The organism is Streptomyces sp. NPDC019443 (assembly GCF_044389785.1).
In the GTDB taxonomy this organism is placed as follows: domain Bacteria; phylum Actinomycetota; class Actinomycetes; order Streptomycetales; family Streptomycetaceae; genus Streptomyces.
Genome location: NZ_JBIRYJ010000016.1, coordinates 41,050 through 53,720, shown reverse-complemented (window position 1 = coordinate 53,720; position 12,671 = coordinate 41,050). Strand labels below are relative to the sequence as shown.

The 12,671-nt window shown below is 67.1% G+C and carries 13 protein-coding genes and 3 pseudogenes; 10 read left to right on the top strand and 6 right to left on the bottom strand.

The features are described from left to right. Positions 1-1,009 precede the first annotated feature (1,009 nt). Entirely contained in the window at positions 1,010-1,378 is a 369-nt protein-coding gene (locus ACH492_RS33105; protein WP_398992038.1) for a DUF4157 domain-containing protein, read from the top strand. Positions 1,379-1,551: 173 nt separating this feature from the next. On the opposite strand, the gene ACH492_RS33100 is transcribed toward ACH492_RS33105, so the two are convergent. Beyond that, positions 1,552-3,114: a hypothetical protein gene (locus tag ACH492_RS33100; protein WP_398992036.1), complete on the bottom strand. Its 1,563-nt coding sequence runs from the start codon at positions 3,112-3,114 to the stop codon at positions 1,552-1,554. A gap of 160 nt (positions 3,115-3,274) precedes the next feature. Here ACH492_RS33100 and ACH492_RS33095 point away from each other — a divergent pair, with 160 nt between their 5' ends. Both ACH492_RS33095 and ACH492_RS33090 read left to right on the top strand, forming a co-directional pair. Next, positions 3,275-3,448 (top strand): hypothetical protein, encoded by a 174-nt coding sequence (locus tag ACH492_RS33095; protein ID WP_398992034.1) that lies wholly within the window; start codon positions 3,275-3,277, stop codon positions 3,446-3,448. A gap of 93 nt (positions 3,449-3,541) precedes the next feature. Beyond that, a complete protein-coding gene (locus ACH492_RS33090) occupies positions 3,542-4,198 on the top strand; it encodes a hypothetical protein (protein ID WP_398992032.1) in 657 nt (218 codons plus the stop codon). A 378-nt stretch (positions 4,199-4,576) separates the two neighbouring features. Here the strand turns inward: ACH492_RS33090 and ACH492_RS33085 are convergent, their stop codons facing one another. Both ACH492_RS33085 and ACH492_RS33080 read right to left on the bottom strand, forming a co-directional pair. Then, positions 4,577-5,122, bottom strand: a complete 546-nt coding sequence (locus ACH492_RS33085; RefSeq protein ID WP_398992030.1) for a thioredoxin family protein — start codon at positions 5,120-5,122, stop codon at positions 4,577-4,579. Positions 5,123-5,734: 612 nt separating this feature from the next. Then, the gene (locus tag ACH492_RS33080) at positions 5,735-6,853 is read right to left on the bottom strand and encodes an amidinotransferase (protein WP_398992028.1); all 1,119 of its coding nucleotides are present in this window, start codon (positions 6,851-6,853) and stop codon (positions 5,735-5,737) included. A 386-nt stretch (positions 6,854-7,239) separates the two neighbouring features. Between ACH492_RS33080 and ACH492_RS33075 the strand changes: the two are divergent. The 3 genes and pseudogenes from ACH492_RS33075 (at position 7,240) to ACH492_RS33065 (ending at position 8,556) form a co-directional block, all read left to right on the top strand. Next, a pseudogene (locus ACH492_RS33075) lies at positions 7,240-7,734 on the top strand (hemerythrin domain-containing protein). Between the two features lie 25 nt (positions 7,735-7,759). Next, positions 7,760-8,086 (top strand): plasmid stabilization protein, encoded by a 327-nt coding sequence (locus ACH492_RS33070; protein ID WP_398992026.1) that lies wholly within the window; start codon positions 7,760-7,762, stop codon positions 8,084-8,086. Positions 8,087-8,139: 53 nt separating this feature from the next. Beyond that, entirely contained in the window at positions 8,140-8,556 is a 417-nt protein-coding gene (locus ACH492_RS33065) for a CBS domain-containing protein (protein WP_398992024.1), read from the top strand. A gap of 6 nt (positions 8,557-8,562) precedes the next feature. Here ACH492_RS33065 and ACH492_RS33060 read toward each other — a convergent pair whose 3' ends face one another. Together ACH492_RS33060 and ACH492_RS33055 are read right to left on the bottom strand one after the other, a co-directional pair. Continuing rightward, positions 8,563-8,880, bottom strand: a complete 318-nt coding sequence (locus ACH492_RS33060) for a hypothetical protein (RefSeq protein ID WP_398992022.1) — start codon at positions 8,878-8,880, stop codon at positions 8,563-8,565. Between the two features lie 13 nt (positions 8,881-8,893). After that, positions 8,894-9,154, bottom strand: a complete 261-nt coding sequence (locus tag ACH492_RS33055) for a hypothetical protein (RefSeq protein WP_398992021.1) — start codon at positions 9,152-9,154, stop codon at positions 8,894-8,896. 400 nt (positions 9,155-9,554) lie between these two features. Between ACH492_RS33055 and ACH492_RS33050 the strand changes: the two genes are divergently transcribed. Then, on the top strand, positions 9,555-9,899 hold the full coding sequence (locus tag ACH492_RS33050) for a hypothetical protein (protein WP_398992019.1): 345 nt from the start codon (positions 9,555-9,557) through the stop codon (positions 9,897-9,899). Positions 9,900-10,028: 129 nt separating this feature from the next. After that, positions 10,029-10,677: pseudogene (locus ACH492_RS33045) on the top strand (transposase family protein). A 134-nt stretch (positions 10,678-10,811) separates the two neighbouring features. Here the strand turns inward: ACH492_RS33045 and ACH492_RS33040 are convergent. After that, complete coding sequence (locus ACH492_RS33040; protein WP_398992017.1) at positions 10,812-11,252, bottom strand: SRPBCC family protein; 441 nt, start codon at positions 11,250-11,252, stop codon at positions 10,812-10,814. A 401-nt stretch (positions 11,253-11,653) separates the two neighbouring features. Here ACH492_RS33040 and ACH492_RS33035 point away from each other — a divergent pair. Continuing rightward, positions 11,654-12,006: pseudogene (locus ACH492_RS33035) on the top strand (IS5/IS1182 family transposase); the annotation flags it as partial. Between the two features lie 208 nt (positions 12,007-12,214). Then, a partial coding sequence (locus ACH492_RS33030; RefSeq protein ID WP_398992015.1) for a hypothetical protein occupies positions 12,215-12,671 on the top strand: 457 nt, incomplete at its 3' end.

Here is a 12,671-nt window from a genome sequence, read left to right as displayed (position 1 = left end):
CGTCCGACTGACGAGATGATCCACTACGACGCGGGTCCAGGTCAGTCGCATCACTCGGAAACCGGCGACACACCAGCCGTGGCCGTAGCGGTGAAGACCGTCACCGGCCCGGACAGCCTCATTCAGCGGGCCCGGCGAGCTCCCCGGCAGACAGGTCACGGTACGCGGGGTCGTCGAGCACATCCGCGTGCGGAAGTGGGGGTCTCTCGCCGGGGATTCCCCGGCTCCGTAGCGTCACGGCCATGATGGCGACGGTCGAACGCAGGGCGCTCCAGTCGATCGACGACTGGTACCACCACTGGCTGAGCCTCGCCGGCTCGGTCCGGGTAGCCGGGTTAATCGGCAGGCACTCAAGATCGCAGGGCAGCCGTACGGGCTGTCCATGTCTTCCGGCCATAACGGGGGTCCACGCCGGCCTCGAAGAAGAACCGGACCTCGCGGGAGGCACGCGTGGATGCGGGTCACGGGCCCACGGTCTATCTCAAGAACCGTGGTACTGGAGTCCGGTAGTGGTGCCCGCTGAGCTCCCATGAGGAGTCCGGAGCCTGCATGAGGTGGCATCTGTGAGGCATGGGTTGATGAGCACTGCCAGGCGCTGTGGATGCGCGCACGCCTCGGAGGTGGCGAGCTCCCGCCAGTCCGCAGATAGCCGCCTGCGTCCACCTCTGCGAGCCGTGCACCAGGCCGAGTCGCCCCGGTGGAACTCACACGCCGCGCCGCGACGGTCGGTCAGTTCGATCCGGCAGCTCCACCGGAAAGCAGGGGCGTCGGACCTGCCCTCACCGCTGTCTTCATGACTGCCCTTGCGGTCCTGGCGCCGTGACGGCCGCGTGGCATGGTGAGGTGGGTCATCTCCAGCCTACCCAGAGGGGCGTCATGCACGAGCAGGAGCGGATGGAGAAGGACGCGGCCGGCAAGGCGCCTGCCCGGGCCCGGCAGCCAAGCGGCCGGGCCGACCAGGCCGGTCGGCTGCCGGGCCCGGCAGGGTCGCTGTCCCCCCTCTCTGCGGGTGCTGGCCCTGCAACGCACGGCGGGCAACGCGGCGGTGGCGCGCGCCGTGGCGGCCGAACGGCACGAACACGGCTCTGGCTGCGGCCATGAGCAGCCCGTGCAGCGGCGGTCCGCCGTGCAGGACGTGCTGAGCACCCCCGGTCGCCCGCTGGACGACGGCCTGCGCAGCGAAATGGAGTCCCGCTTCGGCGGCGCGGACTTCAGCGATGTTCGCGTGCACTCCGACCGCGTCGCCCAGCGTTCCGCGAGCGAGATCGGCGCCCGCGCCTACACCTCGGGCAGCCATGTCGTCATCGGCGAAGGCGGAGGCGACAAACACACCCTCGCCCACGAGTGGGGAAGCGACGAAATGCGGAGCGTGGGGTGACGAAATATGCGACGGGTGTGACGCGTCACCATCGCAGTCCTGACCGCGATGGTCACGATCACCGGCATGACTGTGGTTGCTGCCCCCCCCACGCGCTCCCCGCGTCCTGAGCGCTTACCGGCAACCATCCTGTCGCCACGGGCGGGCGGCAGGCAGGTCTCCGGGCTGTCCCGTCACTGGTGAGTGTCGGCGGCGCGACGTCGGCGACGTGCGAACAGCAGCCCGCCGAGGGCTGCCGCAAAGCCCACGGCGAGCGCGGCCACAGGTAGAGCGTGTGAGCTCCGGGGCTGCGGCCTGCTGGTGGAGACGGGCGGGGTGCCTGTGGCGCTCGGCGGGGTACTCGTGGAGATCGTCAGCCGGGACTGGTCGTTGTTGAAACTGCCCTCATGGTTGTAGCCCTCCCTCTTCACGATGCCCGTGGTCTCGGCGAGCGGACGGGAGACCTCCAGCCGGAAGCTGAAAAGCGCACTGCCGCCGGGAGGCAGGACATGGCCGTCGTGCGCGCAGCGGTACAGCTGGCCTTTGGGCCTCAGCATGGGTTCCGGGCCGGAGCGTCGGCACCGCTTGTCGGCGCGCTGCACGTGGACCCCCTCGGGAATCTCCACGTAGGCGGCCTCATCGCGTCCCTGGTGCGTTTGGGCCGTGCCGACGTTGCGTATGCCGACCTTCACGTCGAACGGCTTGCCGATGTCTGCGCGTACGGTGGTGCCGACCGCGGCGACATCGGGGTCGCCGATAACGGTGGGGTCCTTGATGTGCAGATGGACGATGCCGGGGTCCCGACGCCCGACGTTGCCCGGCCACGGCGTTTGCGACACGGGTCGCGGCATGAGCCGCAGCACGCCGGATGTGCCACGCGTGTGGTTCTTGAGGTGCAAGGAGTCTTCCGACTGGTCGGACCAGCCGTAATGCACGTCGGAGATCGACTCGTCCGTGACGGCCCGTACCTTCAGCGGAGGGTTCAGCACATACGCCTTGCCCGGCACGACGGGCGTGTCGAACTGGCAGTACACGGAGCGGCGTTCATAGCCCGGCACGTTGTAGTAGTGGCAGTTCGTGTAATTGCCGAGCAGCTCGACGTCTTCGCCGACCTTGCCTCCGACACTTACCGAGAGCCTGAGACGGTCCGCGGCGAGGGTGCCGACGTTGCGTACCTGGAAGGGCAGTGGGTACGTGCTGCCAGGGGTCATGTTCGCCCTGGCGGGCAGCGGGGCGTAGACGACATCGGCCCCGGCGACCACGTTCAGCCGGGTCTCCAGGTGCCTGCTCGGTGAGACGACGGCATTCGGGGCCGTCACGGTATACCGGATGACGGCCGAGGTGCCGATCGCGACACCTGCCTTGAGCCGCAGCCGGAGCGGAAGAGTCGTCTCCGGATCCGTGTCGTTCCAAGGGTCGATGACGCCGAAGCGGCAGGTGGCGACCGACCCGGCCGGCTCGCAGTTGCCGGGGAACCGGACGTCGGCCACGCGCTGGGCATCGGTCGTGTCAATGGTGACCCGCACGCCCCCGACGACGCCCGCGCCCAAAACCACGGAGAGAGTCTTGCCATGGTCTTTCGGTACGGGACCGGCGAGAGCCACCAGCGAGTACGACGGGGGCACGTCCACCCGCAGCTCGGGCCGCGGATCGTCCGCATGGGCCGTCGGAGCGGCGATCAGCCCGGTTCCGAGAACCACGATCGCGACGAAACCCAGGGCGGCACTGATCGCACGCCTGGTGAACCAACGCCTCATTGCTGGGAAGATCCCTTCGGAGAACACGAACCGACTGCGGAACCTCTCGCTCGTCCGCGGTACTTGGACGCCTACCGTGGCCGGTGGGTTGTAACGATTGCCCGATCCGGCCGGCGGTCCGCCGCCGACGGCTCCTTTATCCCGGTTCTACCGGTCGGCGTTGCGTCCCCTCCTGGCGCGCATCAACGCCTACTTGGTGCGATGGATCCACCGGAAGTACAAACGGCTCGCGGGGCTGAGGAAGGCCATCGAGTGCATGCGGGGGATCGCCAAGCGCTATCCCCGGCTGTTCGCACAGTGGAAGTGGACGACCGAAGCCTCCATCGCCTGGTGACCAGGATGACAAGAGCGGAGTGACGGGAGACTGTCACGCTCCGTTCTGTGGGAGCCCGGGGGTGAGATTCCCTCGAGCCACCCGACCCCCGAGTTGACTCACGTCATCCAGCAGCGCCAAGGCCCCGTCGCCGGTGCGGACAACGGCGCGGGCCCGCGGATCAGCGACCCCTCGGACCGCTTCGAGCAGGAAGCCGAGGCCAGCGCCCGGCGCGTGATGTCCGGCGCGCCGGTGCAGCGGGCTCCCAGGCCGCCTCACGCGGCCCTCACCACGGAAACCGCCGCACACCTCGCCGTCCAGCGGGCCGGAAATGACAACGCCGCTGCCACCAGCAGCGCAGCAACCGCCGATTCGATCGCCGAGGGCCAGGTCAACGAAGTTGGCCCCGGCGGTACGATCACCTACCCCAGCGTGACCAGTTGCCTTGTCATCACCGCGTACCTGCGGGACAGCCGCAAGGTCGGCGCCCATGCCAGCCTGTTCCGGATGGGCGCAGGTCTCTACTCGGACCAGATCCTGCCCGCGCTCAAGGCTCGCATCGGCCAGCGCCGGGTGGAACGCATCGACGTCAGCGGAGCCGTGTCGTCCTGGAACCCCGAGTACTTGGAGAAGGCCATCGAGCGCTCCGACACGCCTGCCCCGCAGCTGAACGACCCGACAGGCATCGGCGACGTCGTGGCCAAAGGCCTGGGCCGGCAGCGCAAGAAGGTCACCGTCCGGGAAGTCCCGGACGGCACGTTGACGCGGTGAGGCGGCCCTCGCGTGTGCACAGCAGCCCTCGCGCTGGCCCGCGACGCCGCTCCGGGATGCTCGGCGTCGCCCGGATCGCCCGGCTCAGCTTCGCGACTGGACCAATCAGCTGAATCCCTCCGGCGGGTCTGCGGGCCAGGCCCGTGCACACGTCGCGGACAAGGCGAGGAATCGGCGCCTGACCGGCATGGCGTTGCGTGCCGGAGCTCAGCGTAGGTTACGGATCCCCCGCACCGCGCTGATCTGGCCCCTGTGGCTGTCATGCGGGGTGCTTCGGGTTGAAGTCGTCGATCTGCGCGTCTTCGCTCAGGGCGGCCGGGGTGGTGCCAAACCGCTGCCGCGGTCCAGTCGGCACAGAGCTCCGGAGAGAGGGTGCGATCACTCCCGCCACTTGATGGAGCAGCCCAGGCTCGGCCGGTGCGGCTCGGGTACCGCCTCGCCGACCAGAACGTGAGTGATCGCATCCTCCAGCAGTTCACCGGTGACCGGCTTGCCGCTCCCCGGCGTGGAGTCGTCCATCGCGCCGCGGTAGGCCAACCGCCGCTGAGCGTCGTAGAGGAAGAAATCCGGTGTGCAAGCGGCCTCGTAGGCCCGGGCGACCGTCTGCTCAAAGTCCACCAGGTACGGGAAACTCCAGCCTGCCCGCCGGGCCTGCTCAGCCAGACGCTCGGGCCGGTCATCCGGATACGCGTCGGTGTCGTTGGCGCACACGCCCACCACCGCCAGGTCCGGGTGGCGAGCGAGCAGCCTTCCGAGCCCGGCCTCGACATGACGCACGTAAGGACAGTGGTTGCACAAGAACGCGACCAACAGCCCAGGCGCAGCAACGAAGTCGTCGCGGCGGACAGTGCGACCCGCCAGATCGGGCAGCGCGAAGTCCGGTGCGGGCCTACCCAGGGGCACCATCTGTGACGAGACAGCCATACGGGCGATCCTAGAGACCTTTCATCGCCGCACCATTCCGGCTCGCCCACCCCTGGGCGACCTGCTCGCCTTGCGGAGCCCGGGTCCTCGGCGAAGGCCTTGTCCCGAGCTTGTATGTTGGCGCGGTTCACAGCTGCGCTGCACCCCGTGCCGCGTCGTTGTGCGGGACTAGTAACTCGCTTTGCAGGTCTGTTCGTACTGGTCACGGCAGGGTCCGCGATCGTTCAGGCAAGTCCACGACCATTCGTGGTGCTGACTCGCGCACGCCGATGAACTACGGCGCACGCCGATGAACGAGACGGAAACTGAGACGCTGGTCCAAAAAGTCACAGTCGAGCCGCGCCGCCCAGCCCCGGACCATGAGGGGGTTGGGGTCTGTACGCGCCCTGCACCCTCGCCTGCGAACTACGCCGTGAGCATGCCGCGATGCGCGTCACCGTCGGCCGCGCGGGGCGGAAGGCGGGAGATACGCGGAACCTCGCCGCCGAGATTCACGCCTTTCTCACCAGCGGGATCGAGGAGCCGGATTATCTACAGCGGGGCTACCACCACGTGAGATGAGGCCTTTTAAGGCCGTGTCTGGACCTTCGGTACTGACGATTGGTGGGCCGATCATTGGAAATATGATTCGAGCGTGCCGCGACGCCGGATATCGAGCGTTGCGCAGTGGAATGAGCCAGCGAACGGCGCGTAGTGCAGCAGGTCGCTCGGGATCGGCTCGAACCCCCATTTTTCGAGGGCGCGCAGCATGTTGGTGTGGTGCCGCTCCGCGATCACCCGTTTGTCGTCGATCATGAGGATGTTCATGCTGAGCCACTTGCCGCACATCGAGGTGAGCTTGAGCAAGGGCTCGTTGATCGGGTTGGGCTCGGGGGCGATCAGGATGTCCCACGAGTTCAGGACGTCGGGCAGGTGGTCGACGTCGATGTATTCGGGATTGACCAGTACCTTGCCGGGCGAGAGCGGGAGGAACGTCGTGTCGATGTGCATTGGCGTTCGGCAGCGGCTCTCGATCTCGTGGATGCGGTAGCCAGGTCCGAGATGGCGGCGCAACCAGTCGATGCCCATTTGGTTGGTGACGTTGCTCCGCGTAACGAACAGGTCGCGTCCCGCGCGCACGAAATCCGCTGCATCGAACACTGGCTCGAACTCGGTGAGGATGTAGCGCATAGGCTCGCCGACCTCTGGGGTACGGAAATCTGCCCCAAACAGTGCGTCAGTGAGCTGCGGCTTGGGCGCCGCCGTCCAGCGCGCGCCGCGCCGGAAGTAGTCCTTAAGGATCGCGCGATAGGAGTGCGTCTCGAAATATCGGCACGGCCATGCCATCGGGGTCTCGATGATCTCGTCGCCGATCACGAGCATGCTGTCACGCGGACAGGTGTTGCAAAAGCCGCGCGACGACCAGTCGGGGGTGCCGAAACGTTGCCTGTGGTCGACCGCGTCCGGGCGCGTGACCGTGATGCCAAGGGACTGCAGGAGGGTAATGAACTGATCGAGCTCGTGCTGCGCCGGCTCGATAAGCATGCGCGGATACTTGAAGCCGGCGGCAAGCCCCTGCAACCGCGCCGCCCATGGTGGGATGTTGCAGCCCACGACCGGATGGTTGGAGGGGATCGTCGCGCCATCGAGACGTCCAACGATGACCTCCTCCAGCGGGTCCCACTCGTTGTGCGAATTGACCGGCGAAACGAGAGGTTCCGCAGTCTCAGTCGTGGCCGATGGCTTCGACATCACGCGTAGTCCACAGCACACGTTGGGCATCGTTGTCTGCCGCCGCCGTCAGCACTATCCGCCATGCTCAACCGCCTTCGATCGCAGAAAAGAGTAACTCACTATATCCAATACATTACTCAGGGTGGCGTAGCAGGCTGCCGCGTCAACGAGCAGAACCGTCACCAGGCTGGAGTACCTGCCCACAGGACCGGGACAACCTACGCGCGAGGCATATGTGTCCAGAGCGAGGCGCGTGAGTTCCACACCACGAGGCGACTTCTGTAGCCCCGTCGGATCAATCAGGTCAGGCCGTGTTAGCCGGGGGCGGAGCTGGGAACTCGTGACCCGCCGGACGGAATGCCGGCTGGCATCGGCAGGTCACGTGAGGAAAGGTTGGCGGCGCTGTGGGACATGGCGGAGACGTCATCGAGGAGCTGACCACCGGTCATCGGGAGGTCGATGACCTCTTCCAGCAGATCAGGTGGCCACAGCCGGGAGCCCCGAGCGCAGGCTCCTGCCGGATCAGCTGACGGTCGAGCTGGTGCGGCACTCGGTCGCCGAGGAGCAGCATCTCTACCCGGCCGTCCGCGAGCACCTCACCGGCGGCGACGCCAGCGCGGACAAGGAGCTCGACGACCACACCCGGGTCGAAGAGCTCTTGGAGGATCTCCAGCAGCGTGGCGCGGACGACGATCTGAACTTCGAGGTACTGATCGGCGCTCTCAAGACCGAGTTCACCGCGCTCGTGCGGGACGAAGAGGACAACCTGGGCGACGAAGTCCGCGCCCGCCCGCCCGCATCCCAGCGCCCGGGACACCCTGCCCGCCAACAAGCTCATCGCCCCCGGTGCCGGCCTGGTCGATCGCGTCCGTGACGCGATCACTGGCGGCGGGAAATAGTCCCACTCGAGAAAAGGTGACAGCAATGCCAGCAGGATCCAGCCCCAAGCGTGAGCGGCAATACGAGCACATTAAGGAGGGCGCGAGGAAGCGCGGGGAATCCACTGAGCGGGCCAAGGAGATCGCCTCCCGGACCGTGAACAAGGAACGCGCCCGCGCGGGTGAGTCGAAGCAGGCCAGCACAACCTCAACCCGGGATCCGAAGTCCGCCTCGCAGCGCGGTGGGCAGCGGTCCCACAGCGGCTCCCAGGGCCCCACGCGAGACCAGCTCTACAACGAAGCCAAGGAGCGCGGCATCGAAGGCCGGTCGAAGATGAACAAAGACCAGCTCGCCAAGGCCCTCGGCCGCTGAACCGCATCCCCCCACCCGCAGTCAGCAAAGTTCACCGTGAGGAGAGAGTCGACGTGACGACCGCACGAGAGATCATGACGCCTGGAACCGAGTGCATCGGAGCCGAAGAAACAGTCCTGCAGGCCGCTGAGAAGATGACCGAGCTCGGGGTGGGTGCGCTGCCGATCTGCGGCACCGACAACAAGCTCAAAGGGATGCTCACCGACCGGGACATCGTGGTGAAAGTTCTCGGCAAAGGCAAGGACCCTGCCCAGACCAAGGCCGGAGAGCTGGCACAGGGCGAGGCGGTGACCATCGGTGCCGACGACGACGCCGAAGAAATCCTGACCACCATGGCCGAGCACAAGGTCCGCCGTCTGCCCGTCATCGACGGCCACGACCTGGTCGGCATGGTCGCCCAGGCCGATGTCGCCCGCGCCCTCCCCGACCCGCAGGTCGGCGACCTCCTCACCGCCCTGTCCACCGACTGACGCGCATCACAGCGAACGAACGCCACCGACGTTCTGCCCGGTAAGAAGGTCGCGCGCCGTCCCCGACAAGGCTGACCGCACGCCATCGTGGTGAGCAGTCACCTGGGCGCCGACGACGACGCCAGCGAGATCCTTCGTGCCATGGACTCCCGCAAGGTTCGCTGGCTCCCGGTTGGCGACGGCCACGACCTGGTCGGCATGGTCGCCGTCGCCCAGGTGGGCCGACACACCCTCGGCCGGGTTGAGGTCGGGAGCGTAAGCAGGGAAACGGAAGACGGTCAGCCATTGCCTGGCCGTGATCAGCTCGCGCATCGCGCTGTCCACGTGGTGGGTGTAGTTAGTTGTCCGACAACAGCACCATGTTGCCGCCGAGTTGCTGGTGGACCGCGTCCAGCAGGCGGGCGAAGTCCTTCTCCCGAAAGCACTTCTTCTCGTACTTGGCGCCGTGGTGCACCAGCATCCGGAAGATGAGCCGGGTGCGCTGGCCGGGCCTGCGGCACACCAGACCGCGAGCGAGATCCGCCCCGAGCCCGCGGCGCGGACCGCGACGGCGGGTGTGTGCCCGCGCCGGGACCAGGTCCGTGCCTTGGGTGGTCATTGCAGTTGCCCCGACTCGTCCCTGAGTAGGCCGGGGCGCGGTGCCGGGATTGCTCCCGGTCCGATACCGCATACCACCGGGACACACCCGTCATCGGCACCTCCATCACCCCGAACCGAAAACCTCAGTAGCCGGGCTTTAGGTTGCGGTCATCGATGGCACTCGGAGATCAACTGCCGGTCATCGATTCCCTGTGCCCGGTCCTGGGCGGATGGGGCTCAGTGGAAGATGATTCGCGCTCCGTGATGGGGGCGGTCGCGGTGAGCCCGGCCGCTGCGCCCCGATCCGGGCCGCGCGAACGGCTGCGCATGAATCCCGCGAGGCGCTGAGCTCTTTCCAACCTCGCCGGTGATACTGACGCGTGCCCCTGGCGATGGCAGGTAGACATGTTGAGGGCAGGATGGACCTCGTGCCCACCATGGTTGTTGAGATTCACGTGCCCTTGTCGCCGTCGCAGAACGTGCCGGATGGCGCCTACCCGTATCCCTGGATCGAGGAGGTCGAGGACTTCCTGGCCGATCTCGAAGACCAAGGCGATGTAGAGGTCTTCGATGACGGGGAGGAGGACGCGGACGCCTACATCTTCTTCGTCACCGGAGCCGGTGAAGAAGATCTTCTGGCGGTGGCGTCCCGCGTTGCCACGCTGCCCGGAGTCCCTGCGGGGACCTTTGCTGTCATCAGCGATGACGATGCCGAGGAGTTCGGGCTGGGACGGCGGGTGACGCTTCCACTGTCCACGGCGTGAGACCCAAGACGCCCCTTCGCAGCCTGCCGGAATCGGGGTGAACTGGTGCTGGGCCCTGCGTGCGTGACAGGTGAAGCTCCTGGTAGATGGGTTGGCGACCAAGATCAGCCCGTCCGCCCGGAGCTTCGTGTGCTTGTCTACCCATCGGGGATCGATCTGTCCAGCTCGGCCCTTCGGTTCCTGTCCGGCCTGCTGCGGGCTCGACGCCTTCAGCTCGGCACCCGATGGCGCAGACCCCCCGCCGACCGGCAGGCCCTGCTGGTGCTGGCCCACCTGCGATGCGCCACACCTACGCCCAGCTGGCGGCGGGTTTCGGCGTCGGGACCACCACGGTCTACCGGTACGTGGCCGAGGCCGTCGAGCTCCTGGCGGCCCTGGCCCCGGACCTGGCCACCGCTCCGTGCGGCGGCACAGAAGGCGTATCTGATCCTCGACGGAAGGCGTCGCCCGCGCTGCCCGGCGCGGTGCACGACATCCGCGCCGCTCGCATCCACGGCGTGACCGATGCTCTTGCCGGGGCCGGTATCCGCTGCTGGGCCGACCAGGGCTAATCAGGGCGTCGGCGGCACCGTGCGGGTTCCCTACCGCGGCCTGGGACAAGCTGTCCGCAGGCAAGCCGACCGTTAACGTCTCCCACGCCAAGATCCGCGCACTCGGCGAGCAGGCCGTGGCTACGCTCAAGAACTGGCGGCTGCTGGGCAAGCTGCGGTGCAGCACCACCCGCATCACCAACCTCGTGCAGGCCGTCCTCACCCTCCACCTCAGCGCCTCAAGCTGAGGTTGAAAAAGGCTCGCTGTGTCGATCAGGAACTGCCGCCTTCACCGACGGTGGCTCCTCTTGTCCTCCTGGAACTCACGTCCGCGGCCGCGGCACGTAGCCGGGTGAGTGCCGGCGCCCATTGGCCTGCGGCGTCATGCGGTTGACCATTCCCCTTCGACCAACTCCTTGAAGCGCTCGAGGTCGTTGCGTACCAGCCGTTCAATCGCGGTCGCCTGGGCGAAGCCCCTCGGCCCGCCGAACGCCTCTTTGACGGTGCCTGGGTCGTACTCGATCCGGGCCTGGACTCGGGTGTGCGTTCGGTCGATGGGCAGCAGTGAGAAGGTTCCCGCCAGGTCGGGGCCTTTCGTGGTCTGCCACTCCATAGTGTTGGCCTTGCTACGGTCGGTGATCTCGGCTTCGAGTTCCTGAGCCCGGCCGCCCGCGTCGACATCCAGGTGCGCCCCGTGTCCGCCCTGCGAGCGAGCCTCGCGTACTCCTTCAAGGAACTGCGGATAGGTCTCCACACGGTGGAGGCAGTCCCAGGCCACATCGCTCGGAACTCGGACGTCGATCTGTTCTTCGAGAGTGCTCATCGGACACCTCAAAACTCGGTTCGCGCTCTACGGGCCATGTCTCCAGTGTCCCCCCGGAGGATCGATGGCGGCTGGTGTCAGTGCGTGAGGGGCGACGGGTAGGCAGGCTGGTGTCGGCCTTGGTGTTGCGCCGAAGGTCTCGTCGTCCTCACCGGCCGGGCTGGCCCGGCCCGGTCGGCAGCGTAGGCGCCGACGGCCGCTGCCGGAGCGAACGTGCGCCCGCACTCCGGATGAACCGCTCACGCCGTCCCCGGCCTCCCTTGCCGGACGACCGCGGTGTGGGGGCTGCTCACGGCGTACCAACTGCACGGGGGCCTCGCCTGGACCGACCGTTGCCTGCCACTTCGGCTCAAGGAGGCTCCTTGCCTGCATTCCTGATCCGACTCGTGACCCCCTGGCGCAAGCACGAGCTCGTGTTCACCGACCGGTACTCGTCACCCTGGTCCACCTGCGCACCTAGCTGACGCATGCGGCGCTCGCCGAGCTCGATGGGGTTGGCCGGTCCACCGTCACCGAGGGTGAGATGCGCCCGCTGCTCGCCGAGCAGGGCTTCGCCGTCCCGGACCGGCCCGGCCTGCGGCTGCGGACCCTGGCCGATGTGTTCGCCTACGCCGCTGCCAAGGATGTGGGTCGGCGGATCGTCGGGACCGAGGCCCAGGTCGGCCGTCCCAAGGCTCATCGGCCGGGCCGCTGCGCGTTCGTGTCAGGGAAGGAGAAGCAGGTGGGTGGCGGTGTCTGGTTTGGGTGGTGTGGGGGGTGTCGGGTGGTGTTTTTGCGGGTTTTTATCTGGTGTGTCTGGGTGTGTCAAGTCCCGAGTCCTCGGAACGTGACGGTGTTCTGCGGGTCGGGCCTACTGGAAGTGCGGCCCCACCCGAAAGGGAACGGGGCGGCACGGTAAAGCGGGAATCCTCGCCGAGGATTCTCCCTTCACATAGTCCCTCTTTATCAGTAGGAGATATCCCATGAATCGCACTGTTCACACCCGTAATGATGACCGTCCCAGGCGTCGGGGCCTTCGCCTTGCGACGGTTGTTGCTTCGGCCGCTGTGATCGGCGGAGGTGTCATTCTTCCGGCGGCCGCCGCGTCGGCGGCCCCGGTGCCTGCTTCGTCGGTCGTGAGTCTCGCCGACTCGCACAAGCACCCCGACCATCACCCTGACAAGCATCACGGCAAGGGAAAGGACAAGAGCAAGAGCAAGAGCAAGGGAAAGGGAAAGGGAAAGAGCAAGAATAAGGGCAAGGGCAAGAATAAGGGCGGTGACGCCAGGGGCGGTAATGCTTCCGGTATAGGCACCAATAAGGGCGGTAACGCTCAGGGCGGTAATGCGTCCGGGACCGGTACCAACACCGGTGGTAACGCTCAGGGCGGTAATGCGTCCGGGACCGGTACCAACACCGGTGGTAACGCTCAGGGCGGTG

Coding starts and splice junctions, on each gene's coding strand:
- ACH492_RS33100 (WP_398992036.1), bottom strand. CDS start 3,114: ATGAGGCGTTGGTTCACCAGGCGTGCGATCAGTGCCGCCCTGGGTTTC.
- ACH492_RS33085 (WP_398992030.1), bottom strand. CDS start 5,122: ATGGCTGTCTCGTCACAGATGGTGCCCCTGGGTAGGCCCGCACCGGAC.
- ACH492_RS33080 (WP_398992028.1), bottom strand. CDS start 6,853: ATGTCGAAGCCATCGGCCACGACTGAGACTGCGGAACCTCTCGTTTCG.
- ACH492_RS33070 (WP_398992026.1), top strand. CDS start 7,760: ATGCCAGCAGGATCCAGCCCCAAGCGTGAGCGGCAATACGAGCACATT.
- ACH492_RS33055 (WP_398992021.1), bottom strand. CDS start 9,154: ATGACCACCCAAGGCACGGACCTGGTCCCGGCGCGGGCACACACCCGC.
- ACH492_RS33050 (WP_398992019.1), top strand. CDS start 9,555: ATGGACCTCGTGCCCACCATGGTTGTTGAGATTCACGTGCCCTTGTCG.
- ACH492_RS33040 (WP_398992017.1), bottom strand. CDS start 11,252: ATGAGCACTCTCGAAGAACAGATCGACGTCCGAGTTCCGAGCGATGTG.